24 protein-coding genes are annotated in these 24839 nt (G+C 59.3%); 16 read left to right on the plus strand and 8 right to left on the minus strand.

Annotated features, from left to right (window positions below):
• Nucleotides 1-113: 113 nt before the first annotated feature.
• The 5 genes from H097_RS09330 to H097_RS09350 all read left to right on the plus strand — a co-directional run bounded on the left by H097_RS09330 (nt 114) and on the right by H097_RS09350 (nt 5756).
• Nucleotides 114-1106 carry an amidohydrolase family protein gene (locus H097_RS09330; RefSeq protein ID WP_032859659.1) on the plus strand — a complete coding sequence of 331 codons (993 nt, stop codon included), beginning with the start codon at nt 114-116 and terminating at the stop codon, nt 1104-1106.
• Nucleotides 1107-1165: 59 nt separating this feature from the next.
• Nucleotides 1166-1687 carry an SgcJ/EcaC family oxidoreductase gene (locus H097_RS09335; RefSeq protein WP_139115698.1) on the plus strand — a complete coding sequence of 174 codons (522 nt, stop codon included), beginning with the start codon at nt 1166-1168 and terminating at the stop codon, nt 1685-1687.
• A gap of 21 nt (nt 1688-1708) precedes the next feature.
• Entirely contained in the window at nt 1709-3220 is a 1512-nt protein-coding gene (locus H097_RS09340) for a GMC oxidoreductase (protein WP_050593318.1), read from the plus strand.
• A 13-nt stretch (nt 3221-3233) separates the two neighbouring features.
• Nucleotides 3234-4688 (plus strand): aldehyde dehydrogenase family protein, encoded by a 1455-nt coding sequence (locus H097_RS09345; RefSeq protein WP_032859251.1) that lies wholly within the window; start codon nt 3234-3236, stop codon nt 4686-4688.
• A gap of 126 nt (nt 4689-4814) precedes the next feature.
• Nucleotides 4815-5756: a catalase family peroxidase gene (locus H097_RS09350; RefSeq protein WP_032859253.1), complete on the plus strand. Its 942-nt coding sequence runs from the start codon at nt 4815-4817 to the stop codon at nt 5754-5756.
• A gap of 120 nt (nt 5757-5876) precedes the next feature.
• On the opposite strand, the gene H097_RS09355 is transcribed toward H097_RS09350, so the two are convergent.
• The 3 genes from H097_RS09355 to H097_RS09365 form a co-directional block, all read right to left on the minus strand.
• The gene (locus H097_RS09355) at nt 5877-6575 is read right to left on the minus strand and encodes an alpha/beta hydrolase (protein ID WP_032859255.1); all 699 of its coding nucleotides are present in this window, start codon (nt 6573-6575) and stop codon (nt 5877-5879) included.
• A 120-nt stretch (nt 6576-6695) separates the two neighbouring features.
• Entirely contained in the window at nt 6696-7598 is a 903-nt protein-coding gene (locus H097_RS09360) for a LysR family transcriptional regulator (protein WP_032859256.1), read from the minus strand.
• A complete protein-coding gene (locus H097_RS09365) occupies nt 7589-8590 on the minus strand; it encodes an alkene reductase (RefSeq protein ID WP_157695973.1) in 1002 nt (333 codons plus the stop codon). The genes H097_RS09360 and H097_RS09365 overlap by 10 nt, the downstream gene beginning before the upstream one ends.
• A 127-nt stretch (nt 8591-8717) precedes the next feature.
• On the opposite strand from H097_RS09365, the gene H097_RS09370 reads away from it, so the two are divergent.
• The 4 genes from H097_RS09370 to H097_RS09385 all read left to right on the plus strand — a co-directional run bounded on the left by H097_RS09370 (nt 8718) and on the right by H097_RS09385 (nt 11348).
• On the plus strand, nt 8718-9320 hold the full coding sequence (locus H097_RS09370) for a TetR/AcrR family transcriptional regulator (RefSeq protein ID WP_032859258.1): 603 nt from the start codon (nt 8718-8720) through the stop codon (nt 9318-9320).
• A 154-nt stretch (nt 9321-9474) separates the two neighbouring features.
• Nucleotides 9475-9852, plus strand: coding sequence for a nuclear transport factor 2 family protein (locus H097_RS09375; protein ID WP_032859259.1), 378 nt, complete (start codon nt 9475-9477; stop codon nt 9850-9852).
• 10 nt (nt 9853-9862) lie between these two features.
• Nucleotides 9863-10849, plus strand: coding sequence for a zinc-binding alcohol dehydrogenase family protein (locus tag H097_RS09380; protein ID WP_032859260.1), 987 nt, complete (start codon nt 9863-9865; stop codon nt 10847-10849).
• 16 nt (nt 10850-10865) lie between these two features.
• On the plus strand, nt 10866-11348 hold the full coding sequence (locus tag H097_RS09385) for an SgcJ/EcaC family oxidoreductase (protein ID WP_032859262.1): 483 nt from the start codon (nt 10866-10868) through the stop codon (nt 11346-11348).
• Between the two features lie 131 nt (nt 11349-11479).
• Here the strand turns inward: H097_RS09385 and H097_RS09390 are convergent, their stop codons facing one another.
• Nucleotides 11480-13219: a dipeptidase gene (locus H097_RS09390; protein ID WP_032859264.1), complete on the minus strand. Its 1740-nt coding sequence runs from the start codon at nt 13217-13219 to the stop codon at nt 11480-11482.
• Between the two features lie 181 nt (nt 13220-13400).
• Nucleotides 13401-14027, minus strand: coding sequence for a serine-tRNA(Ala) deacylase AlaX (locus H097_RS09395; RefSeq protein ID WP_032859266.1), 627 nt, complete (start codon nt 14025-14027; stop codon nt 13401-13403).
• Nucleotides 14028-14117: 90 nt separating this feature from the next.
• Between H097_RS09395 and H097_RS09400 the strand changes: the two genes are divergently transcribed.
• Nucleotides 14118-15050 carry a LysR family transcriptional regulator gene (locus tag H097_RS09400; RefSeq protein ID WP_032859665.1) on the plus strand — a complete coding sequence of 311 codons (933 nt, stop codon included), beginning with the start codon at nt 14118-14120 and terminating at the stop codon, nt 15048-15050.
• Nucleotides 15051-15216: 166 nt separating this feature from the next.
• Here H097_RS09400 and H097_RS09405 read toward each other — a convergent pair whose 3' ends face one another.
• Both H097_RS09405 and H097_RS09410 read right to left on the minus strand, forming a co-directional pair.
• The gene (locus H097_RS09405) at nt 15217-15624 is read right to left on the minus strand and encodes a PA2817 family protein (protein WP_032859267.1); all 408 of its coding nucleotides are present in this window, start codon (nt 15622-15624) and stop codon (nt 15217-15219) included.
• A 75-nt stretch (nt 15625-15699) separates the two neighbouring features.
• Nucleotides 15700-18147, minus strand: coding sequence for an acyl-CoA dehydrogenase (locus H097_RS09410; RefSeq protein WP_032859269.1), 2448 nt, complete (start codon nt 18145-18147; stop codon nt 15700-15702).
• Nucleotides 18148-18348: 201 nt separating this feature from the next.
• On the opposite strand from H097_RS09410, the gene H097_RS09415 reads away from it, so the two are divergent.
• The 4 genes from H097_RS09415 to H097_RS09430 all read left to right on the plus strand — a co-directional run bounded on the left by H097_RS09415 (nt 18349) and on the right by H097_RS09430 (nt 21513).
• Nucleotides 18349-19008 (plus strand): transglutaminase family protein, encoded by a 660-nt coding sequence (locus tag H097_RS09415; protein ID WP_032859270.1) that lies wholly within the window; start codon nt 18349-18351, stop codon nt 19006-19008.
• A 44-nt stretch (nt 19009-19052) separates the two neighbouring features.
• The gene (locus H097_RS09420; protein ID WP_032859271.1) at nt 19053-19670 is read left to right on the plus strand and encodes a glutathione S-transferase; all 618 of its coding nucleotides are present in this window, start codon (nt 19053-19055) and stop codon (nt 19668-19670) included.
• Nucleotides 19671-19804: 134 nt separating this feature from the next.
• Nucleotides 19805-20737: an ABC transporter ATP-binding protein gene (locus tag H097_RS09425; protein WP_032859273.1), complete on the plus strand. Its 933-nt coding sequence runs from the start codon at nt 19805-19807 to the stop codon at nt 20735-20737.
• Nucleotides 20734-21513, plus strand: coding sequence for an ABC transporter permease (locus H097_RS09430; RefSeq protein WP_032859275.1), 780 nt, complete (start codon nt 20734-20736; stop codon nt 21511-21513). Before H097_RS09425 ends, H097_RS09430 begins: the two co-directional genes overlap by 4 nt.
• 206 nt (nt 21514-21719) lie before the next feature.
• Here the strand turns inward: H097_RS09430 and H097_RS09435 are convergent, their stop codons facing one another.
• Nucleotides 21720-22265: a TetR/AcrR family transcriptional regulator gene (locus H097_RS09435; RefSeq protein WP_032859276.1), complete on the minus strand. Its 546-nt coding sequence runs from the start codon at nt 22263-22265 to the stop codon at nt 21720-21722.
• A 90-nt stretch (nt 22266-22355) separates the two neighbouring features.
• On the opposite strand from H097_RS09435, the gene H097_RS09440 reads away from it, so the two are divergent.
• Both H097_RS09440 and H097_RS09445 read left to right on the plus strand, forming a co-directional pair.
• Nucleotides 22356-23540, plus strand: coding sequence for an MFS transporter (locus H097_RS09440; protein WP_032859277.1), 1185 nt, complete (start codon nt 22356-22358; stop codon nt 23538-23540).
• Between the two features lie 92 nt (nt 23541-23632).
• Nucleotides 23633-24787: a TDT family transporter gene (locus H097_RS09445; protein ID WP_032859279.1), complete on the plus strand. Its 1155-nt coding sequence runs from the start codon at nt 23633-23635 to the stop codon at nt 24785-24787.
• The last annotated feature ends 52 nt before the right edge of the window (nt 24788-24839 follow it).

Raw genomic sequence — 24839 nt, forward strand, 5'->3', positions numbered from 1 at the left:
TTGCCTTTCACATATGGGAGTCGGTATCTCATTTCTGAGGGTTAACACTCAGTGGTGATTGCTGGATATTAAATTTAGATAGCGCCGGGCAAGCCATTGACTGAGGTGAGATGATGAAAGGTAAAATCGTTCTTGAGGAACACGTAAGTTCTGAGCTGAACAACAGTGTGTGGGACTCTTCGGGCGAGGCAGCCAGGAATGGTCAGGCTTATATGGATGACGTTGAATGGCGCTTGCTCGACAGTGACCGTCGAGTTGAGGAAATGGATGAGAACGCTATTGATATCTCAATCGTCTCCCTGACGTCGCCTGGTGCCCAGGGCCTACTCGATACTAAAAAATCTATCGATTTTGCCAGGCAAACCAATGACTACATTCGTGAGCGCTTTGTGGACAAGCATCCCTCGCGTTTAAAAGCATTTGCCACTGTAGCGCTTCAGTCACCTGCTGCTGCGGCTGACGAATTGGAGCGTGCGGTCAAGGATTTGGGGTTTGTCGGTGCATTGATCAACGGTTACACCAATATAGGCAATGTCGACAGCGCCCAATACCTGGATGAGTCGCCTGTCTGGGAGTTTTGGGAGCGTGTAGCGGCGTTGAATGTTCCCGTCTACCTGCACCCTCGTGAACCGTTGCCCAGTCAGCGCCGTATCTATGAAGGTTATCCATCTCTTGTCGGTTCAGCCTGGGGGTTTGCCCATGAAACGGCCACCCATGCGATTCGTTTGATGCTCAGTGGGCTTTTCGACAAGTATCCCAACCTGACTGTCATTCTCGGGCATTTGGGTGAAGGTTTACCGTTGATGCTGCCACGGTTGCAGCATCGTCTGAACATGCAGCGTGAGGGTGTGGGGCTTGGCAATGCCAAACAATCAGTCGGGCATTATTTATCGAACAACTTTTATTTAACCACGGCAGGGCACTTTCACACGAAAGGCTTGCTGGACTCCATCAGTGAAATTGGCGTAGACCGCATGCTGTTCTCCGCTGATTACCCTTATGAAAGCATGAAGACCGCCAGCACATGGTTTGATAATGCGCTGATCAGTGATAACGACCGTATGAAAATCGGCCGTGAGAATGCGCTCAAGTTATTTGCGTTGTAAATAGTCACCGTGTTGTCGCGGGTGGAAGTTGTTTTGATCCGCTGGTGGAGGTCTTTTCCGTGTTGAGAATATTGGCTCTTAAAAATACGCGTCTCTGGATATTAGTGGTTGCATTGTCTGGCGCTCCGATCTCGATGGTCAGTGCTGACTCATCCAGAGCTGATAACCGTACAGAAGTGAATGCTGCACAACAGGCGATCACACAATTGATTGATCAGTTTGTTGCGAGTTGGAATCTGCATGATGCCAAAAAACTCAGCGAGCTTTTTGCGGTGGATGGAGATTTTATCGGTATTACCGGAAGCAAATGGGATAACCCGGCAAAGATTTACCAAGTTCACAGTGAATTATTCAAGGGGCGTTATGACAAGAGCGTCTATGCCATCAGCGGTGTTCCGCAAATCAATCTTGTCAGCCCGGATGTAGCGATTGTGCACTGGCGCTGGAGCATCAAAGATGTTCGAGACGACAGCGGCAAAGTAATGCCTCCCTATTCGGGGATATTTACCTGGGTCCTGGTGAGGAGCAATTCGAACTGGAAAGTGCGCTCGGCACAAAACAATACCATTACCCAGCCTTAGCGATTGAGCAGGAGAAATAATATGACGAGTACTCTTGGTACTATAAACGTGATTATTGTCGGTGGTGGCTCCGCCGGTGCGGTACTTGCCCGTCGCTTGAGTGAAAGCAACGGGCGCCAGGTAGTCCTGCTCGAAGCTGGGCATAGTTATAACTCCAGCAACTATCCCGAGATCATCGCCAAGAGCGATATTGTCGGAGCCAATGGCAACCCCGAGTTTGAATGGGGATACAAGACCCAGCCCGGCTACATCGACCATCCCATTGGTGCCGTGCGCGGCAAGGTGCTGGGAGGCAGTTCGGGTGTCAATGGTGCTGTAGCGATTCGTGCCCGGGAGGCTGATTTCCAGCGCTGGAATCTGCCTGGCTGGAGCTTCGAGCAAATGCTGCCCTGGTTCAAAAAACTGGAAACCCACAGCGGCGGCGAGAGTGCCTTGCATGGTCATGACGGGCCGCTTCCCGTGCATCAATTGAGCCGCGCGGATGTGACCCCCATGCAGCGTGCTTTTATCGACGCTACGGTGGCCAATGGTTTCAAGGTGATCGAGGACTTTGACGGGTCGCAGGCCGACGGAGTCGGGCCATATCCGATGAACGTGGTCAACGGCGTGCGCGTCAATACGGGCATGGCCTATCTGACAGACCCCGTCCGCTCGCGCCGCAACCTGCATATTCGTCCCGACACGTTGGTGGATAAGGTGTTGTTCGATGGCAAGCAGGCCACGGGGGTGCAACTGGCCAATGGCGAAAAGCTCCTGGCCGACGAAGTTATCCTTTGTGCCGGTACCTATGGCAGTGCCGCGATCCTGCTGCGCTCTGGCATTGGTCCTGCTGCGGATCTGCAGGGCCTGCAGATTCCACTGGTGGCGGACCTGCCAGTGGGTCAGCACCTGGTGGATCATCCGTTCTACTACAACGCGTATGCCGCGCAGCCCGATGAGATCGGCAGTCAATCCCCGGCAATCGGCGCCAAGCTCTGGACTCATAGCAGCACAGCCCAGGGCGGTGAACTGGATTTGCATATCACCGCCACCCACTTGTTCCCGCATGAGCAGAGCCCGACCAAGGTGGGGTTTGTGCTTGCCGTGGCGCTGACTCGGCCTTTGTCCACGGGCAAGGTGACGCTGGTCAGTCGCGACCCGCTGGTGGCCCCGAAGATCGACCTCAACTTTCTTGCCCAAGAGCAAGACCGCCAGCGCCTGCTGGAAGGGATTCGCTTGTCTCGCAGGATCGGTGCGAGCGCGCCCTTGAGCCAGTTTGTTCATTCAGAACTCAATCCCGGTGCGGGCGCCGACTCCGACGAGGCGCTGCTGGCCAGTGTTCGGGCAAGTCTTGATACCTACCATCACCCCACGTCTACCGCGCCTATGGGCCATGCAGGCGATCCGCGGGCGGTGGTTGACCTGGAAGGCCGGGTCCTGGGGCTGCATGGCCTGCGGGTGGTGGATGCTTCGATTTTTCCTGATGTGCCTTCTGTCGCGATCAATATCACGGTGATTGCCACCGCCGAAAAAATTGCCCACCTCTATCGCTGAGTGAATTTATAAAATGAATCCAACTACCGCGCTGAACTGGATTGATGGTCAATGGCTTGATTCTGGCGACTACAAAGAGTCCTTTGATCCCGCGACCTCCAACGTCATTGGTCGCTATGCCAATGGCGGACAGAATGAGGCACAGAAAGGCATCGAGGCGGCACGTCGGGCATTTGTGCAAACGGCCTGGAAAGACGACCGCCACTTGCGTGCCCAGGTATTGCTGGAGTTGGCGGATGCGTTTGAGCGTAACACTCCCGCGTTGATCGAAATCCTCGCGCTGGAAAATGGCAAGATCAAGCCCGAGGCACAGTTTGAAGTCAGCATGGTGCCCTCCAAATTGCGTTATTACGCGGCGCTCGCCAGGGCCGAATACGGACGGGCCGCCGAGCCGAAGCCCGGCAAGATTTCCCTGGTCATCCGCCAGGCCGTCGGGGTGGCAGGCATCATTGCGCCTTGGAACTCACCGGTTGTACTGATGATTCGCTCCCTGGCCCCGGCCCTGGCGGCGGGCTGTACGGCGGTAATCAAAATGCCCGGCCAGACAGCCCAGACCAACACGTTGGTATCGCGGATCATGTCGCAAGCCGTCTCGTTGCCCAAGGGGGTCATCAACTTGTTCAGCGAGCTCGGGCCGCAAGGTTCCAAGCATCTGGTTGAGTCCCCCGACGTACCGGTGATCAGCTTTACCGGCAGCACGAGTACCGGTCGCAGCATTTCAGCCGTCGGCGCGCAACACCTCAAGCGCTTCGGCCTGGAGCTGGGGGGGAAAACCCCCATGGTGGTGTTTGCCGATGCTGATCTTGAGGCGGCAGTGCCGACCCTGGAAAAGGCCCTGACGGTTTTCGCCGGACAGTTTTGCATGACCGGCTCGCGTCTGCTGGTGCAGCGCGATATTGCACCTGTATTGATTGAGCGCCTGGCCGCCCGTCTCAAAGCGGTGCGCGTCGGCCCGGCAGCGGATCCCGCGAGTGAAATGGGACCCTTGATCGACAAGGCCAACGTGCAACGCGTCAATAAGGTGGTTGAGGCGGCGATTGCTGCCGGAGCGCAGGTCATCGTGCGCGGTGGTCCGGTCACTGAGGGACCGTTGGCGCAGGGGGCGTTTTACCGTCCGACGCTGCTGCAAGTAAACGACGCGGATATGTCGATCGTGCAGTATGAAACCTTTGGGCCGGTACTGACCCTGCAAGTCTTCGACACTGAAGCCCAAGCCATCGAGTTGGCCAACAACAGCGAATACGGCCTGGCCGCGAGCATCTGGACACGGGATATCGACCGTTCCCTGCGGGTTGCCCGTGAGCTTGAGGCGGGGACGGTGTGGGTCAACGATTGGGCGGTGGTCTACGACGAGTTCGAAGAGGGCGGGTTCAAACAATCAGGTCAAGGGCGGCTCAACGGGATGGCGGCCATGGATGATTTCGTTGAATACAAACACATTGCCCTCAACCCTGGCCCGCGCCAGTGACTGTGCAGGTTTGAGTTCGTGGGCTTCTTGAAACCACTGGCGACGGTAGTGCTGACAGGGATGCTCGCAATCTCTGGGCCAGTAGTCGCCAATCAGGATAAGTTGCAGATCCAAAGGAGCGTGCCTATGTCACAGAGTCAGCTGTACGACGCGTTGCTAGACGCTCTCTACGCAACGTTTGGCAACCATCCGGGGTTTCGCATTGCGCATGCCAAAGGCGTATTGGTCGGCGGTACATTTGTTGCGTCACAAGCTGCGCAAGGCCTGAGTAGGGCGGCTCACTTTCAGGGAGAAGGTGTGCCCGTGCTGGTACGGTTCTCGAACTTCAGCGGTGTGCCGTCCACCCGCGATGGTGATCCCAGTGCGAGTCCCCATGGCATGGCCATTCGATTTGAACTGCCGGGTGGCCAGTCAACGGATATTGTCGCGCACTCTTTCGACGGCTTTCCCGTTGCCACCCCTCAAGCGTTTCTGGCATTTTTGCAGGGGATTGCTGCCAGCGTCGCATCGCCTGCCAATCCGGCGCCGCTACAGGCGTTCCTGGCAGATCACCCCAGGGCGCAGGCATTCCTTGAAGCGGTTAAGCCGGCTCCTCGCAGTTACACTTCGATCGAGTATTTTGGGGTCAATAGCCTGGTGTTTGTTGATGCCCAAGGCGGGCGCCATATTGGTCGTTATCGCATCGAGCCGCAGATCAGGGAGCCGTTGCTCGGTGATGAGCAATTGGCCACGATGCCTGATGATTATTTGCAACAGGCAATGGCTGGGCGCCTGGGTGTCGGGCCTGTGAATATGCGCCTGATTCTGCAACTGGCCGCGCCCGGCGATGCCGTTGATGACGGTTCCATCCCGTGGCCTCGCAAAGGGGCGCAGGCCCACCGTGAAGTCGAACTGGGCATATTGACGTTGCGCACCCTGGTCCCGGCATCGCAGCAAGCCTTGGCCCAGCAAGTCATGGCCTTTGACCCTGGGCGCCTGGTAGATGGCATAGAAACCAGTAGTGATCCGATGATTGCTGCGCGGCACGAGATCTATCGGCGCGCCGCTTTGCGTCGGCGTCAACCGTAAGGGCGCGCGCGGTGTTATCGACCAACGCTTGCTTTTTCATGATCGACTCTCGCCACCAGGGCTGATGTAAGCGGCAGTCTCAAGCACCCGCCACAGGATGGGGGTGCTCAAGTGCGACGGTTAGCGGCTGCAGGCGGTAACAGCGGCCTGATCAATAAACGCGGCAACTTCGACCGGTCTTGATGCCAGCGAAGCGTGACTGGCGTGCAGGGTGATGACCTTTTGCGCATTGAGTCGGTTGGCCATGCGCTGTTCGTTTTCGGGGGCGATCATGCGGTCATCACTGGAGATCTGATACCACGAAGGTTTTTTCTTCCAGGCCGGGGTGCTGATGGTGTTGGCGAAGGTACTGACCAATGGTGCTTTTTGCGTGACGCCCATCACGATGGCTTCATCGGCGCTGAGGTCCTGGCAGAAGCTCTCATGGAACAGTTCGGGCTTGACCCAAAGATAGCCGTCGCTGTCAGGCACAAGGTTGGCGGCTGCGACAGGCGGGTGTGCCTGGGTGATGCTTGCAGGGCTCTCGCCTGCGTCAGGTGCAAAGGCGGCTATGTACACCAGGCCGATGACATTGGGTTGGTCACCCGCCTCGGTAATGACTGCACCGCCATAAGAATGGCCCACCAGCAGAACCGGCCCCGATTGTTGGGCGATCATCTTGCGAGTGCGTTCAGCGTCTTCGGCCAGTGAGGTCAGCGACAGTTCAACGGCATGGATGTTCGTATAGCCTTTGTGTGTCAGCTCAACGATAACCTTGCTCCAGTGTGCAGCCCCGCCCCAAAAACCGTGTACCAATAGCACAGCAGGTTTAGTTGTCATGTGTGTCACTCCTCAGTGCATGGATGCGTTTGCACGCTTTGAAAAAGCTAATGCCATTTGAATTTCATGAGTAGGGTCGCTGGCGAGAGGCAGGATCCCGTTCTTGAGAGAGGAGATGACTTATGCGTGAGTCAGCTCGGTCGAATGGGCATCGAACCGTGCAGGATGCTTTATGTGCTGCCGGGCAAAATCCAGATAGGTCTGCACAATGGGCGAGGGATGCGGGTGTGAAGCGTAGTGCAGTGTGATCTCCAGGTCAGGGAGCGGGTGATCCTCCAGCAAGGCAACCAACTGCTGGTTTTTGATGTGCTCCATTGTCATGAAGGGAGGCAGCTCGGTCACCACGTCACCGGCCAGGGCGCGGTTGCACAAATGGGTGTAGTCGTTGGTGACGATCGTCGGCTCAGGTTTGAATATTTCCTTTCCCAGGCGCCAATAAGCCGTGGTGCCTTGGCTCCAGACGCCACAAGGGAACTGGTGCAAGTCTTTGACCCTGGCGGGCACCCCCAGGCGCTGAAGCAATGCGGGGGCCGCCACCAGCACATGGTGGTAAGCGAGCATCCGTTGAGTGCTCAAGGAGTGCCCGGTGCAACGGCCAATGCGCATGCTCACATCGACACCTTCTTCGATCATCTTGATGGGCCTGTCGCAGGTCCGGACCTGCAGCACAATGCCTGGGTAACGCTGCTGGAACCTTGAGAGCATCTCCCACCATGGCGTGAGCGAGGACGGTAGTGAAAGCCGCAAGAGCCCTTTAAGCCGAGCCTGATCGTTGAGCAAGGCGCGTTCGCCATTGGCCAGTATCTCAAGGCCCCGGTTGGCGTGCTGGTATAGGCGCATGCCGGCGTCGGTGAGGCATGTGCCGTGCACCGAGCGTTGCAACAGCTGCACATTGAGCTCGCGCTCCAGGTCCCGGACCCGACGGCTGATGGTGGCAAGTGGAATGCCCAGGTGCTCGGCAGCGGCCGTCAGGCTGCCGGATTGCGCCGTGGCCGCGAACATGCGGACCGCATTCAGATCCATGCTGCAGTTTCTTGGGGTTTTGAGTCACAGGCACATCGCCTGGATAAGGTTGTCGTGGCGACGGCGTCTGCCAGGCCCTGAAGCAGCCGCCGCTCACTGTTCTCGCTATCGGGGTTGGCGCACACGATCAAGGGGTTCTTGAAGGCCGCCCGTAGCCATCGGCAAAAGCCTTCGGGGTAGGCCGGCCCTGTGCCCGGCAGCCATTGCACCAGGTGCAGGTAAGCAATGTTGCGGTGGTTAAGTTCCTCGGCCAGGTACAGGGCCATGGCGTGGGGTTCGCGATCTTCAATGTCATTGAGGGTGCCCCAGGGGGACAGGCGCACACCAATGCGCTGCGCGCCTAGCACCCTGATCAACTGATCGACGATTTCCAGCAGGAACCGGGCACGGCTTTCCAGCGATCCGCCATATTCGTCCTGGCGCAAATTGGTACCAGTGGCCAGGAACTGCTCAATCAGATAGCCGCTGGCGCCATGAATCTCAACCAGGTCAAACCCGGCAGCCATTGCATTGATGGCGGCGTCCACAAACGCCTGTTGGGTCACGTGAATGTCTGCCAGGGTCATTTGCCTGGGGCTCGCGGCCGGCACTCCGATGCCTGCGCCTTGGCCATTGCAGATGAACACCTCTGAGCGGGCTCGGATTGCCGAGGGGGCAAGGGGCGGGTGATTGTCCGGTTGCAGGTCACGGTGGGACACGCGACCCACATGCCAGAGCTGGGCGGCAATCAAGCAGCCGGCTTGATGAAAACGGTCGGTAACGACTTTCCAGCCGGCGACCTGCTCGGCTGAATAAAGACCCGAGGCATCGGTATGGCCCTGGCCTTCGGGGCAGACAGGTGCCCCCGATGCAATCACCAGCCCGGCATCCACGCATTGAACGCTGCAAGGCCTGGCTGACTGGGACGAGGAGGGCACTTGGGGGGTAAAAATCCTGCGGTTTTTCAGCGTCACAGTCCCGATATCCAGGGGTGTAAGTAAGCGCGTTGTCACGGAGTGCATCCTCTGGTACCGCCAGGAAAACCGGGGCTATATACATAACGATCGCTATGTAATAATTCAGGGCAAGTGATCGTGTCAATATTTTTTGTAGTGATCGTTATTGTCAGGAGGGGGAAACATGGCTGAACGAGGAAGGCCGCGCGCCTTTGACCGCGGGCACGTGCTGGAACAGGCAATGGATGTGTTTTGGTTGCGGGGATACGAAGGGGCATCGTTGACCGCACTGACCCAGGCCATGGAGCTCAACCCGCCAAGCCTGTATGCCGCCTTCAAGAACAAGGAAGGTTTGTTCCGCGCCGCGCTGGATCACTACCTCACCCATCATGGCGCCTATCGCTACAGCGTCCTGGCAGACGCTGCGACGGCTCGCGAGGCGGTGGAGGTTTTGCTCAAGGAGACGGTCACGCGGTTTTATCGCAGCCATCCGCCCCGTGGCTGCCTGGTGGTGCTGGCGGCGTTGTCCGGAACCCCGGAAAGCCAGGTAATCCAGGACGAGCTCAGCGCACAGCGCAGAGAAACCCACCGACTGATCGAGTCGCGCATTCACCAAGGCCTGTGCGACGGAGATGTGCCGGCAGAGACGAATGTTCAAACCCTGTCGTGTTTCTACACCACCGTCATGTTTGGCCTGAGCGTGCAGGCCAAAGACCAGGTCCCGTATGAACAGATGATTGCGTTTGTGGACACCGCGATGGGCGTATGGCCACCGTTGCCGGTGTGATTCTGTAAGACGTCAGGGCGATACCCTACTGTTCTTGTCCTTCCATAGATGAGAGAAAGGTTGTCATTCTGAGTGGTTAATATCCAAACCTGATTGATAGATAGTGACGTCACTGGCTCAACGCCGGAACCTTCAAATCAATCGGAGCTTCATGATGACCATCAAATCTGTTCTCAGCCGTTACGAAACAGCCCTCAACACTAACGACATCAAAACCATCCTCGACTTGTACGGCAGCGAGCCGGTGTTCATGCCTCAGCATGCACCTGCCCTGGTCGGCCGTGACGCCGTGCAAGCTGGTTACGAGCAGGTCTTCGCCACCCTCAAACTGAATGTCAAGTTCACCATCCACGAGATAGAGGAAGTCGGTAACTGGGCCTGGGTGCGCACCTCCTCGGCGGGTACCACACACATTCTGGCGGCCGGGATTGATGTGACCGAGGGCAACAATGAGTTGTTTGTGTTCCGCAATGAACAAGGTAACTGGAAGATTCATCGCTACCTGTTCGCCACCACTCAACCACGCGCCTGAGGTCATCACCATGAAAGCTTTTGTCATTGAACAAGCTGGCACGCCTGATGCCTTGAAGCTACGCGACATTCCCTCTGTGCAACCCTCGGACGATGAAGTCAGGATCCGTGTCCGGGCATTGGGCCTCAACCGTGCCGAGACCTACCTGCGTGCCGGGAAAATGGGCCCGATCACCGCTCCCCGAGTGCCAGGTATCGAGGCAGTGGGTGAGGTGATTCATGACCCGTCGGGCACTTTTCGCACCGGCCAGCGTGTTGCTACGGCCATGGGAGGGATGCAGTTCGCCCGCAATGGCAGTTATGCCGAAGAGGTGACGGTGTTGCGCAGCAACGTGATCTCCCTGGACGGTTCGACGCTGTCATGGGAAGAGCTTGCCGCATTGCCTGAAGCCTACCTCACGGTGTGGGGCGCGCTGGACAAGAGCCTGGCGATTGAGCCAGGGCAGACGTTGCTGGTGCGGGGTGCGACGTCTTCGGTCGGCCTGGCGGCACTGACCTATGCCAAGGCCCGTGGCTTGAAAGTGATTGCCACGACCCGTTCGGCAGACAAGATCCAGCGTCTGCGTGAGATGGGGGCTGATGAGGTGGTGGTCGACAACGGCGCGATTGCCGAGCAAGTGCGCCAGTGGGTGCCTCAAGGGGTGGATGCGGTACTGGAGGTGGTCGGTGCGGCAACCCTGCGCGACAGCCTCAAGACCGTGCGCCCATTCGGGGCGGTCAGTGTGATCGGTTTGCTGGGCGGCGCGCCGATCCTGGAGCAGTTGCACTTGATGCAGGACCTGCCTTCGGCGGTGAAGCTGAACTTCTTTGGCAGTGGCTTGCTGGGCACGCCGGACATGCCCCTCAAGGACAGCCCCCTGTTGTGGATTGCCAAAGAAGTCGAAGCGGGGCGCATACCGTCGATCCGCACGAAAACCTTCGATTTCGAACAGATCCCTGATGCTCATCGCCTGATGGAAAGCGATGGGGCCCTGGGCAAACTGGTTGTAAAACTCTGACATTAAGGAGTACATCATGCGGACTTCATTCCTGGCGCTGACCTTGGGCGCCTTGCTCCTCCCCGCCCTTGCCCTGGCCGCTCAACCGGCCCCTGAAAAAGAGGATGTGAAAGAGGCGGTCACAGCCCAACTGAACCATTATCAGGCGGCGCTGAACGCTTCTGACCTGGATCAGGTGATGGCGCTTTATGCACAGGACGCGGTGTTCATGCCGCAAAACAGTTTGCCGGCGGTCGGGCGTGACGCCGTACGCCAGGCCTACCAGCAGGTCTTCGCCGCGATCAAACTCAACATACGCTTTACGATTGACGAGATTCGACCGCTGTCACGGGATTGGGCTTTTGCCCGCACGCGCTCCAATGGCACCGCCACGCCACTGGCAAGTGCTCAACCTGGTGGTGCTGAAGGGAATCAGGAAATCTTCTTGCTGCATCGGGAGGCCGATGGGAAATGGCGTTTTGCGCGTTACATTTTCTCTTCTACCAACGCTCCCAGGTAGTTGCGAATGGAGGCCATGCCTCGGATGGCAGGCACACAAAAACGCCGCTCGGTTATGAGCGGCGTTTTTGTGTGTCAGCGATTCAAACTCGGGGAAATGGACCCGCCAACAGAGCGGATCCAGACAATCAGTCAGAGTTTCGGCAACTGCCCGATACGCCCCATCATTTCGGTGACGATCTGCAGGTCCAGCAGGAACTGCTCGGTGGTCTTGAACTCGTTGTCGGTGTGGCCGGTGTATTTGACTTCAGGTCGTGCCAGGCCGAATTGCACGCCGTTGGGCAGGTCATGCACCGACGTTGCTCCGGCCGAAGTACCGAACTCGGGCTTCATGCCCAGGTTCTCGGTGGACACGGCCAGCAACGCCTTGACCCACTCGCCCTCGGGGTTGCGATACATCGGCGCGGCGATCGAGTAATCGAAGGCCGGCGTGATATGGGCCTTGGTGCTCCAGGCGCTCAACTTGTCGGCGATTTCTTTCTTGAGTGTTTCTGGCGACTTGCCTTTTGGCACCCGCAGATTGACGGCCAGCTTGAAGGCTTTTGCATCCATGCCGACAAACGTCAGGGAGGTGGTCAGCGGGCCCATGAAGTCATCGGAGAAGCCCACGCCCAACTTGCCACCCAGGTAATCCAGGCCCCAGTTGTCGGCGGCATAGCGGGCGGCGTCGGTGATCTCGTTGTGCTTGAGCGCTACCTTGCCGTCCAGGCCATTGATGAAGCCCAGCATCCGCGCCACCGGGTTGATGCCCGATTCGGGTTCGGAGGAGTGCGCCGAGACGCCCGTCACGGTCAACTTGACCTCTTTGCCGACGACTTTGGCATCTACCGTGAAGTCACCACCATTGGCCTTGGCATACGCAGCGCCAGCCTGTTGCAGGCTGGCGGCCAACTCGGTGGGCTTGTCGCTGCGTAGCGTTACCACCGATGCCGAAGGAATTTGGTTGGTCGCAAGCCCGCCGGTCATCGAGAGGATTTCGGCACCTTTGCCCTCGGCCTTGCGCTTGGCGAAGGTTGCCATGACGGTGCCATAGCCTTTCTCGGCGATGACTACCGGATAGCCGCCATCCAGGGCCAGGTTGTAGTTGGGCGTCGGGTTGCGTTCAAAGTAATAGGGGATGGCGTCGCCGGTGGTTTCTTCGGTGGTGTCCACCAGCAGCTTGAAGTTGCGTGCCAGTGGCAGGTTTTCTTCCTTGATCACTTTCATGGCGTACAGCGTGACCACGATGCCGTTCTTGTCATCTTCGGTGCCACGGCCATACATGCGGTCGCCGATCAGCGTGACTTTGAAGGGATCGAGTCGGGTGCCGTCCTTTAACACCCAGTTTTCCGGGGTTACCGGCACCACGTCGGCGTGGGCATGAATGCCGACGACCTCATCACCTGCGCCTTCCAGGGAGATTTCATAGACGCGGTCGTCGACATTGCGAAAGTTCAGGTTGAAGGACTGGGCCAGGGCCTTGATCTTTTCGGCAATCTTTTTGAATTCAGGGTTGTCGTGCTGGGCAACACCCTCAACCTGGAAGGTCGGGATGGCCACCAGTTCACGCAGGGTTTCGGTGGCGGCTGTACCGTATTTCACTCGGGCATAGAGGCCCAGCAGGCGATGGATATCGTTCTGTTGCTCGGCGGTCAGCGTCTTGTTGTCGAGGAAGGCAGTGATGGCCGGGCCGAGATTGGCGGTTTTCGCTACGTCACTTTTGCCCAGGTTGCCGAGGAACGTGCGGAAATCCTTGATCGAGGCGTCATTCAGGGTTTTGAGAATAGTCGCACTCTGTTGCGGGTTGATGCTGGCGACGGCAGACACGCTAACCGAAGACAGGCTGGCAATCATCAAGGTGGCAGCGGCCAGGTGCTTAAGGGAGAAGTCCATTGCTGGGGCATTCCTTTGCTGGTGGTGTGTGAGAAATGTCTGAATTGTGTATCGGAAACATTTCCACACACTAGCATCACCGACGCGGTGCTGGGGAGCCCTCGGCGGGGTCATGTCCTATCGCAATACGAAAACGCCGCCTCTGGCCAACACGGATGCCCTCAGGTTGATAGCGGTTGAGTCAGTCCAGGCTGTAGCGCACCGACAGGGTGCCTTTTTTCTCGGACAGGCCGAGGATGGTGACCTGGCCCACTTGGGCAAGCGCTTGCACATGGGTGCCGCCACACGCGTAGGGCGGCAGGTCGCCAAAGCCGACTTCCCGGCTATCGCCGTCCAGCACCATGTGGCGTGGCAAGTCTGCGGCGATCCACTGGTTGACCTGGTCCTGCAGGGTTTCGGCCTCCATGACTTGCGCCGACTCGCCACGGATAAAGCTGATCTTGCCTTCGCCGGGCCAGTGGTGGGCCTTGATCGGCATCCAACCCAGGGTTTCGCCAGCGTTGCCGATCAAATGCCCGGCCGAATGCAGGCGCGTATGCAAGGCGCGCCGTTGTGCGTCGATGCGGGCCTGGGTGGGGCCCGGCGTGAGGGGGCGGTCGACGTAATGCACGATGCGCCCGGCTTCCTGCACGACTTTCACGACGGTGCTATCCCCCAGCCAGCCGGTGTCAAAGGGCTGGCCGCCGCCCTGGGGGTGGAAAATGGTCGATTGCAGTACCACTGCAAACTGCTGTTCATGGGGCGTGCACTCCAGCACATCGACATCGGCAACCAGGTGGTCGTGGGTAAAAAACAGGCGCTGGGTCATGGTCTACATCCGCATCAGGGTTCTACCGGGCAGTATAAATAGTGCTCAAATGAGTGATAATCCATTCAAATATCAATGGACCTGTGCGTCATGAGCATCAATCTTCCTCTGCCACTGCTGGGCGAAATGGCGATTTTCGTCAAGGTTGTGGAAACCGGCAGTTTCTCCGAAGCGGCGCGCCAACTGGGCGCTTCGCCATCGTCCGTGAGCCGCAGCATCTCGCGCCTGGAGCAGGCCCTGGCCACGCGTTTGTTGCAGCGCACCACGCGCAAGTTGCGCCTGAGTGAGGGTGGCGAAGAAGTCTTCAAGCGCTGCCAGGAGATGGTCAACGCGGCGCGCTCGGTGATGGAAATCAGCGGCCAGTACACCCACGAGGCCGAAGGACTGGTGCGGGTCAGCGTGCCCAAGGCGGTGGGGCGGTTTGTGGTGCATCCGCACATGCCGGAGTTTTTGCGGCGTTATCCCAAGGTCGATGTGCAATTGATCCTGGAGGATCGGCAGGTGGATATGATCGATGACAATGTCGACTTGAGCATCCGTATCACCGACAGCCCGCCGCCGGGGTTGGTGGGGCGCCAGCTGTTGCCGATCGAGCATCTGCTCTGTGCCACGCCGCAGTATTTGGCCGCGCACGGCACACCGCTGCATCCCCATGACTTGCTGGAACACAGTTGTATTTACCTGGGAGAAACCCCCGGGGACGCACGCTGGAAATTCCGCCAGGCAGGCAAGACGGTGACGGTCGGCGTGCGCGGCCGGTACGCGGCCAACCACACGGGAGTGCGGTTGGATGCGGTGCTGCAGGATGTCGGGATTGGCAGCTTGCCGTACTTCACCGCGCGGCATGCATTGGAGGAGGGGCGCCTGGTGCAGGTCTTGCCGCACTGGGATTTCATTGCCTCGTACCATGGGGATGCCTGGTTGCTGCATTCACCCACGCGGTACCTGCCGCCGAAGCTGCGGGTGTTTATTGATTATCTGGTGGAATGCATGGCGAAGGAGCCGACGTTGCGCAGGCCGTAGGAACAATGCGGTCGAAAACAATATGGGAGCGGGCTTGTGTGGGAGCGGGCTTGCTCGCGAATACGGTGTGTCATTCAACACATCCAGCGACTGATTCACCGCTTTCGCGAGCAAGCCCGCTCCCACACAAGCCCGCTTCCACATTTGATATCCAGTGCTTTCGGGATCAGTGCTTGGACTGGTCGTGGGGCATGGCCAGCAGCTGTTTTTCCTGGTTCCAGTCGAACGGTTCGTCGTTTTGTTCGGCTTCGAAGCGGCGTTCTTCCAGGGCCTGGTACATATCCAGTTCATCGTCGGGCATGAAGTGCAGGCAGTCACCGCCGAAGAACCACAGCAGGTCGCGCGGTACCAGATGGGCAATCTGCGGGTAGCGCAGGATGACCTGGCTCATCATGTCCTGGCCCAGGTATTGGCTTTCGATCGGGTCGATGGGCAGCAGGGCCCGCAGTTCATCAAAGCGTTCCAGGAACAAGACGTGGCTTTCCTCGGGAACCTGTTCGGCTTCGCCGACGGCTACCAGGATGCTGCGCAGGTGGTCGAGCAAGACGAGATGATCGGCAACGACGTTGGACACGAGAGTAAGTCCTCAAAAGCAAAAACGGGCGCGAGAGTATATAGCTCTCGCGCCCGCTTTTATATGACCGCTGGCTTAACGGACCCTGCCAGGGGCCTGGGCCAGCTCCTCCTTGCTGAAGTCATCCACGTCGATCACCTTGCGTCGCGCCGCTTCAGCCTCACGCAGGGTCTGTGCTTCAGCCGCTTGCAATACGCCAGCTTCCAATGCGGCATCGATGGCGTGTTCCCCGGCGCGAGGCTTGACCTGGCCACTCTTGAGCGCGCTGTGGAGTTTTTTCTGCAGCGGGTGGCTGGCACCCAGCAGGTCGTAGGCCTGTTGCAACGCGCCCACCGGGTCTTCGGCTGATTGTGGGCGGTAGCAGCCAGCCAGTAGTTCTTCGAGGGTCGGATCGCCCTTGGCCCGGCCAATCACGGCGGCGACTTCGGCATCCAGTGCATCGGATGGGCCTGTATGGCGACGGCCGAACGGGAACACGATTACCCGCAGCAGGCAGCCCAGCACTTTATTAGGGAAGTTGCTGAGCAGTTCATCCAGCGCACGCTCCGACTGGCCGAGGCTTTCTTCCATGGCCCAGGCAAACAGCGGTTCCAGGTGATCCGGTGAATCCAGGTCGTGGTAGCGCTTGAGTGCCGCCGAGGCCAGGTACATGTGGCTGAGCACATCCCCCAGCCTTGCCGACAGGCGTTCGCGACGCTTCAACTCGCCGCCCAGCAGCATCATGCTCAGGTCAGCCAGCAGGGCAAACGCGGCGGCCTGGCGATTGAGCGCGCGGAAGTAGCCCTGGCTCAAGCGGTTGCCTGGCGCTTTTTCGAAGTGGCCCAGGCCGAGGTTCAACACCAGGGTACTGGCGGCGTTGCTCACGGCAAAGCCGATGTGCTGCATCAACAGGCCATCGAACTCCTTGAGCGCCTGGTCGCGGTCTTCACGACCGGCGAGGGCCATTTCCTTGAGCACGAATGGGTGGCAGCGGATCGCGCCCTGGCCGAAGATCATCAGGTTGCGCGAAAGGATGTTCGCGCCCTCCACTGTGATGAAGATCGGCGCCCCTTGCCAACTGCGCCCCAAGTAGTTGTTGGGCCCCATGATGATGCCCTTGCCGCCGTGCACGTCCATGGCGTGGCTGATGCACTCGCGGCCGCGCTCGGTCAGGTGATACTTGAGAATGGCCGAGAGTACCGAGGGTTTTTCGCCCAGGTCGACGGCGTTGGCGGTGAGCATGCGGGCGCTGTCCATCAGCCAGGCGTTGCCGCCGATGCGGGCCAGGGCCTCCTGGATGCCTTCGAAAGCCGACAGCGGCACATTGAACTGTTCGCGCACCTGGGCATATTGGCCGGTCACCAGGCTGGTGAACTTGGCGGCCCCGGTGCCCACCGCCGGCAGGGAAATCGAACGGCCTACCGACAGGCAGTTCATCAACATCATCCAGCCCTTGCCGAGCATCTCCTGGCCGCCGATCAGGAAGTCCAGGGGAATGAACACGTCCTTGCCAGAGTTGGGGCCGTTCATGAACGCGGCACCGAGTGGCAGGTGACGGCGGCCGATGTCCACGCCCGGGGTGTCGGTGGGGATCAGCGCCAGGCTGATGCCCAGGTCTTCTTCTTCACCCAGCAGGTGGTCCGGGTCATGGGCCTTGAAGGCCAGGCCCAGCAGGGTTGCGACTGGACCGAGGGTTATGTAGCGTTTTTCCCAGTTCAGGCGCAGGCCGAGGGTTTCCTTGCCTTCCCATTCGCCTTTGCAGATCACCCCGGTGTCGGGCATCGCACCAGCATCGGAGCCGGCCAGCGGGCCGGTCAGGGCAAAGCACGGGATGTCATCGCCACGCGCCAGGCGCGGCAGGTAGTGGTTGCGTTGCTCGTCGGTGCCGTAGTGCAGCAGCAGTTCGGCAGGGCCCAGGGAGTTGGGGACCATGACGGTGGAAGCGAGGTCGCCGCTGCGGGTCGCCAGTTTCATCGCTACCTGGGAGTGGGCGTAGGCCGAAAAGCCCTTGCCGCCGTATTCCTTGGGGATGATCAGGGCGAAGAAGCCATGTTGCTTGATATGGTCCCAGGCCGCCGCCGGCAGGTCCATGGCCTGGCCGATTTCCCAGTCGGTGACCATGGCGCACAGTTCTTCGGTCGGGCCGTCGATAAAGGCCTGTTCTTCTTCGGTCAACTGCGCCTTGGGGTAGGCCAGCAGTTTGTCCCAGTCGGGGCGGCCGCTGAACAGCTCTCCGTCCCACCACACGGTGCCGGCGTCGATGGCATCGCGCTCGGTCTCGGACATCGGCGGCAGCACTTTCTGGAACCAGTTGAACAGCGGTGCGGTGAAGTACTGGCGGCGCAGGTCGGGCAACAGCAGCGGTGCGGCGACTACCGCGATCAAGACCCAGAACACCAGTAGCAGCCAGCCCGGTGCATGGCTGAAGGCACCCATCGCCAACAGGTAGACGGCGACCACACCCAGGGCGGGCAGGGGCGCGGTGCGACGGTGTGCCAGGTAGGCAATGCCGAGCACCAGAACCAGTATCCACAACAACAGCATATTCAATCCTCCGTGAAACCAGGGGCAGAAGCACCCTCAGAGCTTAGTCGGCATCCGAAAAAGCGGTGCCTGAGGGTGTTACGTGTGTGGCGGGAAGTGCTCTCCAGTCACAGGCAGCAGGCGCCGACATTTGGCCGAATCGTCGTTATCCCTCGGTCGGGCCTGTGGTTAGACTCCAGGCTCGCCTCGGAGAAAATCCCCATGAATGCGTACTTGAGTCCCAGCCGCTTCATCGATAGTGACCACCCCACGGTGGTGGAGTTCGCCGAAAAACACCGCGGTGCGAGCCGCGACCCCCGTGACCAGGCAGTCAGTCTGTACTACGCCGTGCGTGAAGCGGTGCGCTACAACCCTTACACCTTCAGCCGCGATCCGCAAACCCTGGCGGGCAGTTACGCCCTGGCCACCGGGCAGAGTTATTGCGTGCCCAAGGCCACCCTGCTGGCCGCCTGCGCCCGGCATTGCGGCATACCGTCGCGTATTGGCCTGGCGGACGTGCGCAATCACTTATCGACCCCGCGCCTGATCGAGCTGCTCAAGAGTGATGTGTTCGCCATGCACGGCTACACCGAACTGTATCTGGACGGGCGCTGGGTCAAGGCCACGCCAGCGTTCAACAGCCAGTTGTGCGAATTGTTCGATGTGCCGCCACTGGATTTCGACGGGATCAATGACAGTGTGTTCCACCCCTTCAACCGCCAGGGCAAGCGCTCCATGGAGTACGTGGTGGACCATGGGCAATTTGCCGAGGTGCCCGAGGAATTCTTCTTTGCCCACCTGGAGAAATGTTACCCACACCTGTTTGGCGAGCAGTCGCCGCAGCTGTTAGGCGATATGCAGAGCGATTTGAGTCGCGGCTGAACCGGCGTATGCTGCCCCGGCATTCATCTATTCAGAGGTCGATCATGCTGAAGATCTGGGGTCGTAAAAATTCATCAAACGTCAGGAAAGCACTGTGGTGCGCCGAGGAACTGGGCCTGGACTATGAGGCAATTGATGCGGGCGGGGCTTTTGGCGTGGTCGATACCCCGCAATACCGGGCGCTGAACCCCAATGGCCGGGTGCCGATGATCGAAGATGGCGATTTTGTGTTGTGGGAATCCAACACCATCGTGCGCTACCTCTGCGCCAAACAGGCATCGAGTTGGTACCCAAGCGACCTGCAGGCGCGGGCCAATGCCGAGAAATGGATGGATTGGACCACCTCCACACTGGCCGAGCCGTTCAAGATCGTATTCTGGGGCGTGCTGCGCACCCCCGCCGAGAAACAGAACTGGGACAACATCCATGCCGGTCGCCAGGCCTGCATCGAGGCTCTGGGCACGGTGGAGCAGGCCCTGGCCACGCAGCCCTACCTGTCGGGCAACGAGATCGGCATGGGCGATATTCCCCTGGGCAGCTTTATCTACGCCTGGTTCGAGATGCCTATCGAACGGCCCTCGATGCCTAATCTGGAGGCCTGGTACCAGCGTTTGCAGCAACGCCCGGCCTATCAAAAAGCGGTGATGACCGCGTTGACTTAATACTGACTATTAATACGGGTGACTGTACTTGTGCGGCGCACGCAAGCACCATGCCTGCCGTGCCCCGCAGTTGTATTGCGTGCAGTGCGCCCTTATCTATTGTTTCTATTCCCTTCCTTGGTGCGTAATCCGATATGAGTTCCGCTCTGTCCATCCGGCAGCTAACCAAAACCTACGGCAACGGTTTCCAGGCCCTGAGTGGTATCGATCTGGATGTCGCTGAAGGTGATTTCTTCGCCTTGCTCGGCCCTAACGGCGCCGGCAAGTCCACCACCATTGGCATTCTCTCGACCCTGGTCAACAAAACCAGTGGCACGGTGAATATCTTTGGCCATGACCTGGATAAATCCCCGGCCGCGCTCAAGCGCAGCATTGGCGTGGTGCCCCAGGAGTTCAACTTCAACCAGTTTGAAAAGACCTTCGATATCGTGGTGACCCAGGCCGGTTACTACGGCATCCCGCCGAAAATCGCCAAGGAACGCGCCGAGCAGTACCTGACCCAGTTGGGCCTGTGGGACAAGCGCGACGTGCCATCACGCTCCCTGTCCGGCGGCATGAAGCGCCGCCTGATGATCGCCCGCGCCCTGGTGCACGAGCCGCGCCTGCTGATCCTCGACGAGCCGACGGCCGGGGTGGACATCGAATTGCGTCGCTCGATGTGGACTTTCCTCACCGAGCTGAACCAGAAAGGCATCACGATCATCCTCACCACCCATTACCTGGAAGAGGCTGAACAGTTGTGCCGCAACATCGGCATCATCGACCACGGCACCATCGTCGAAAACACCAGCATGCGTAACCTGCTGGGCCAGTTGCATGTCGAGACGTTCCTGCTCGACCTGAAGAACAACCTGTCCGTGCCGCCCCAACTGATCGGCTACCCAAGTCGCCTGGTGGACAGCCACACCCTGGAAGTGCAGGTCGATAAAGCCATGGGCATCACTGCGCTGTTCAGCCAGTTGGCCACGCAGAACATTGAAGTGCTGAGCCTGCGTAACAAAACCAATCGCCTTGAGGAGTTGTTCGTGTCCCTGGTGGAGAAAAATCTGGCGAAGGTGGCGGTATGAGTTCCGAGTTCCAACCCAACCTGGTAGCGCTTAACACCATCGTCTATCGCGAAGTGAAGCGCTTCATGCGCATCTGGCCGCAGACCCTGCTGCCGCCAGCGATCACCATGGTTTTGTACTTCGTGATCTTCGGCAACCTGATCGGCCGGCAGATTGGCGATATGGGTGGCTTCACCTACATGGAATACATCGTGCCGGGGCTGATCATGATGTCGGTGATCACCAACTCCTACGGCAACGTGGTGTCGAGTTTCTTTGGCAGCAAGTTCCAGCGCTCCATCGAAGAACTGATGGTCTCGCCGGTCTCGCCGCACACCATCCTGATCGGCTACACCCTGGGCGGCGTGCTGCGTGGCCTGATGGTCGGGGCGATTGTGACGGTGCTGTCGATGTTTTTCACCGACCTGCAGGTGCATCACCTGGGGGTGACCATCCTGGTGGTGGTACTGACGGCGACCATCTTCTCGCTGCTGGGTTTTATCAACGCAGTGTTTGCGCGCAACTTCGATGACATCTCGATCATCCCGACTTTTGTGCTGACGCCGTTGACCTACCTGGGCGGGGTGTTTTACTCGATCACCTTGCTGCCGCCGTTCTGGCAGACCGTATCGCTGGCCAACCCGGTGCTGCATATGGTCAACGCCTTCCGCTACGGGATCCTCGGCGTGTCGGATATCAAGATCAGCGTGGCGATCACCTTCATGATCGTGGCCACGGTGGTGTTGTATATCGGGTGCGCGCGGTTGCTGGTGAGTGGGCGTGGGATGCGGACCTAAGCATCCAGCCGAACAGGCTCAAAAATGTTGGGGTAGGCTTGTGTGCGGGCTTGCCCTAATGCCAGTCAGTTAAGCGGTCATCGCCCTCTGTAGGAGCGAGCTTGCTCGCGAAGGACGTCAACGATAACGCGTGTTTGCTAGATAACCGCGGCGCTCTCAAGTTCTTCGCGAGCAAGCTCGCTCCTACATTTGGATTTGTGTGTGGCTCAGGGCTGCAGGGCGATTTCGATTAGTTCATGCAGCTCTTCAATCTGCATCGGCTCGGTAGCAAATAGAATCCGAAATACTGTTGGCGCCGCCAGCAAGTTGATCAGCCGATCTACGCTGGGCAATGCCTGGCCGCTACCCTGGTAACGATCCAGGATCACCTGCAACTGCCCGCCCAGAATCGTCACGCAATACCCCGGCGTCTGGCTGCACTGCACGTCGCGCATCATGTTACGCCCCGGTTCCGAACTCATCTCGTCCAGGTATTGCTCGGCCCAGGCCCGCAGGTCGCCGCGCAAGCTGCCGGTGTTGGCCGGTTCGCTGTCCGGGCGCATGCGCGCCAGGGCGACGTCGGCGAGCAGGGCGGCCAGATCGCCCCAGCGCCGGTAAATCGTCGAAGGTGTCACGCCTGCGCGCGCGGCGATCTGGGGCACGGTCACGCTGGTGCGCTCTTGCTCCTGGAGCAACTGACGCACCGCCGAATGAACCGACTCTTGTACCCGGGCACTGCGGCCCCCCGGGCGGAGGCCTTCTTTTATCGCCATGCCAAAACCTTAACACAAAGAATTTGCTTTAAGCTCGATGCAGTAGCACACTGCGCAAAAGCAAAATATTAGCTTTAGCGGAGCGTGCCCATGTCCAGCGTCACTTCTCACCGTTTCAGCCTGGTGTTCCTGGCGATCACTCTGCTGACGTTTCTCGCGGCCTCCAGCGCGCCGACGCCGTTGTATCACCTTTACCAGGAAGGCCTGCATTTTTCCGCCGGTACCCTGACGCTGATCTTTGGGGTGTATGCCTTGAGCCTGTTGGCGGCGTTGCTGACGGTCGGCTCGTTGTCGGATCACCTGGGGCGCAAACCCGTGATCTTTGTCGCGTTGGTCCTGAATATGCTGGCGATGCTGCTGTTTATCCACGCGGACAGTGTCGCCTGGCTGATCGCTGCCCGTACCTTGCAAGGGTTTGCCACGGGCATGGCCACCGCCGTGCTGGGGGCCGCGTTGCTCGATACCGACCGCCAGCAGGGCCCGTTGGTCAACAGTGTCGCGCCGTTGCTGGGCATGGCCTGTGGCGCCATGGGCAGCAGTTTGCTGGTGGAGTTCGCGCCGCTGCCCACCCAGTTGATCTACTGGGCCTTGTTCGGGCTGATGCTGTTGCAGAGCCTGTCTGTGTGGCGGCTGCCGGAGAGTGTCAGCCGCATGCCGGGTGCGCTGGCTTCGCTATGGCCGACTTTGCACGTGCCGCCCCAGGCGCGCAGGGCCTTGTGGCTGTCGTTGCCGGTGGATATCGCCGTGTGGGCGATGGGCGGTTTCTACTTGTCGCTGGCACCGTCGCTGGTGCGGGCGGCGACCGGATCGACCTCCAACCTGATCGGTGGCGGTCTGGTCGCGGTGCTGACCTTGAGCGGTGCGCTGATGATCTTCAGCCTGCGCAATCGCCCGGCAGACAAGGTGCTGCGCCTGGGGGCAAGCCTGTTGGCTGTGGGTGTCGCGTTGATCCTCGGCGCTGTCCACAGCGCCAGCCTGCCGCTGTTTTTCTTCGCCACGCTGATTGCTGGCAGCGGATTTGGTGCAGGTTTTCTTGGGGCGGTGCGCAGCGTGGTGCCCCTGGCGTTGCCCCATGAGCGGGCCGGGTTGATGTCGGCGTTTTACGTCCTGAGTTACCTGGCGTTTTGCCTGCCGTCTTTGCTGGCAGGCAACCTGACCCGCAGTTTTGGCCTGATCGCGACCACTGACGGCTACGGTGTGGTGCTGATCATATTGGCGCTTGGCGCCTTGATTGGCCTGATGAAGCAAGCACCCGTCAAAGCTGTATATAGGTAAAACAGATAACAGTTAGAGATATTACCCGTTATATAGATATTCGTTCGGCTTCTATCATGGGCTCAACCTCATACGAGGAAGAGGATTTAGCCATGACGTGCCCCAATAGCATCACCAGCAGTTACAAACCGTTCAGCCACCTGGCCGGCCCCAGGGAAGTGATTCGCCAGTTCACCCCCAACTGGTTCGCCGCCACCATGGGGACCGGCGTGCTGGCATTGGCCCTGGCGCAATTGCCGGTGCAACTGCCGGGCGTCTATGCCATCGCCGAAGGGCTGTGGCTGCTGACGATTTTCCTGTTTGTGTTGTTCAGCGGCTTATATGCGGCGCGCTGGGTGATGTTCTATGACGAGGCACGGCGGATTTTCGGGCACTCCACGGTCTCGATGTTTTTCGGCACCATCCCCATGGGCCTGGCGACCATCATCAATGGCCTGCTGCTGTTTGGCCTGCCGCGCTGGGGCGAGGGCGTGGTGCAACTGGCTCAAGCCCTGTGGTGGCTGGACGTGGCCATGGCCTTGGCGTGCGGGGTGTTGATCCCGTTCATGATGTTTACCCGTCAAGAGCACAGCATCGACCAGATGACGGCCGTCTGGCTGCTGCCGGTGGTGGCCGCCGAAGTCGCCGCCGCCAGTGGTGGCTTGTTGGCGCCGCACCTGGCCGATGCCCATGCGCAACTGGTGATGCTGGTGACCAGCTACGTGCTCTGGGCATTTTCCCTGCCCGTGGCCTTCAGCATTCTGACCATCCTGATGCTGCGCATGGCTCTGCATAAACTGCCCCACGCCAATATGGCGGCGTCGAGCTGGCTGGCCCTTGGCCCGATCGGCACCGGCGCCCTGGGCATGTTGCTGCTGGGCCAGGACGCGCCGGCCATCTTCGCCGCCAATGGTTTTGCCGGGATCGGTGAGATTGCCGCAGGCCTGGGGTTGGTTGCCGGCATCACCCTGTGGGGCCTTGGCTTGTGGTGGATGTTGATCGCGGTGCTGATCACCCTGCGTTACCTGCGCGCCGGTATTCCGTTCAACCTGGGCTGGTGGGGCTTTACCTTCCCGTTGGGGGTGTATGCCCTGACCACGCTGAAACTGGGCAGTACCTTGCACCTGGCATTTTTCAGCGTGACCGGCAGCGTGCTGGTCGCCGCCCTGGCCCTGATGTGGCTGGTTGTCAGCAAGCGCACGGTGCAGGGGGCCTATAAAGGTGAGCTGTTTGTTTCACCGTGCATTGCAGGATTGGGGAATAAGTAAGCAGGATTAGGTAAAGTCGTGGCCTGAAAACCAATAAAGCCTTCAGGCCACG

This window comes from Pseudomonas sp. FH4, from assembly GCF_000510915.2.
Classification (GTDB): domain Bacteria; phylum Pseudomonadota; class Gammaproteobacteria; order Pseudomonadales; family Pseudomonadaceae; genus Aquipseudomonas; species Aquipseudomonas brenneri.

What these genes read in the sequence shown, in the direction of transcription:
- H097_RS09330 (WP_032859659.1), top strand. Translation starts at nt 114, where the DNA reads ATGAAAGGTAAAATCGTTCTTGAGGAACACGTAAGTTCTGAGCTGAAC.
- H097_RS09340 (WP_050593318.1), top strand. Translation starts at nt 1,709, where the DNA reads ATGACGAGTACTCTTGGTACTATAAACGTGATTATTGTCGGTGGTGGC.
- H097_RS09345 (WP_032859251.1), top strand. Translation starts at nt 3,234, where the DNA reads ATGAATCCAACTACCGCGCTGAACTGGATTGATGGTCAATGGCTTGAT.
- H097_RS09350 (WP_032859253.1), top strand. Translation starts at nt 4,815, where the DNA reads ATGTCACAGAGTCAGCTGTACGACGCGTTGCTAGACGCTCTCTACGCA.
- H097_RS09355 (WP_032859255.1), bottom strand. Translation starts at nt 6,575, where the DNA reads ATGACAACTAAACCTGCTGTGCTATTGGTACACGGTTTTTGGGGCGGG.
- H097_RS09360 (WP_032859256.1), bottom strand. Translation starts at nt 7,598, where the DNA reads ATGGATCTGAATGCGGTCCGCATGTTCGCGGCCACGGCGCAATCCGGC.
- H097_RS09370 (WP_032859258.1), top strand. Translation starts at nt 8,718, where the DNA reads ATGGCTGAACGAGGAAGGCCGCGCGCCTTTGACCGCGGGCACGTGCTG.
- H097_RS09375 (WP_032859259.1), top strand. Translation starts at nt 9,475, where the DNA reads ATGACCATCAAATCTGTTCTCAGCCGTTACGAAACAGCCCTCAACACT.
- H097_RS09380 (WP_032859260.1), top strand. Translation starts at nt 9,863, where the DNA reads ATGAAAGCTTTTGTCATTGAACAAGCTGGCACGCCTGATGCCTTGAAG.
- H097_RS09385 (WP_032859262.1), top strand. Translation starts at nt 10,866, where the DNA reads ATGCGGACTTCATTCCTGGCGCTGACCTTGGGCGCCTTGCTCCTCCCC.
- H097_RS09390 (WP_032859264.1), bottom strand. Translation starts at nt 13,219, where the DNA reads ATGGACTTCTCCCTTAAGCACCTGGCCGCTGCCACCTTGATGATTGCC.
- H097_RS09395 (WP_032859266.1), bottom strand. Translation starts at nt 14,027, where the DNA reads ATGACCCAGCGCCTGTTTTTTACCCACGACCACCTGGTTGCCGATGTC.
- H097_RS09400 (WP_032859665.1), top strand. Translation starts at nt 14,118, where the DNA reads ATGAGCATCAATCTTCCTCTGCCACTGCTGGGCGAAATGGCGATTTTC.
- H097_RS09410 (WP_032859269.1), bottom strand. Translation starts at nt 18,147, where the DNA reads ATGCTGTTGTTGTGGATACTGGTTCTGGTGCTCGGCATTGCCTACCTG.
- H097_RS09415 (WP_032859270.1), top strand. Translation starts at nt 18,349, where the DNA reads ATGAATGCGTACTTGAGTCCCAGCCGCTTCATCGATAGTGACCACCCC.
- H097_RS09420 (WP_032859271.1), top strand. Translation starts at nt 19,053, where the DNA reads ATGCTGAAGATCTGGGGTCGTAAAAATTCATCAAACGTCAGGAAAGCA.
- H097_RS09425 (WP_032859273.1), top strand. Translation starts at nt 19,805, where the DNA reads ATGAGTTCCGCTCTGTCCATCCGGCAGCTAACCAAAACCTACGGCAAC.
- H097_RS09430 (WP_032859275.1), top strand. Translation starts at nt 20,734, where the DNA reads ATGAGTTCCGAGTTCCAACCCAACCTGGTAGCGCTTAACACCATCGTC.
- H097_RS09435 (WP_032859276.1), bottom strand. Translation starts at nt 22,265, where the DNA reads ATGGCGATAAAAGAAGGCCTCCGCCCGGGGGGCCGCAGTGCCCGGGTA.
- H097_RS09440 (WP_032859277.1), top strand. Translation starts at nt 22,356, where the DNA reads ATGTCCAGCGTCACTTCTCACCGTTTCAGCCTGGTGTTCCTGGCGATC.
- H097_RS09445 (WP_032859279.1), top strand. Translation starts at nt 23,633, where the DNA reads ATGACGTGCCCCAATAGCATCACCAGCAGTTACAAACCGTTCAGCCAC.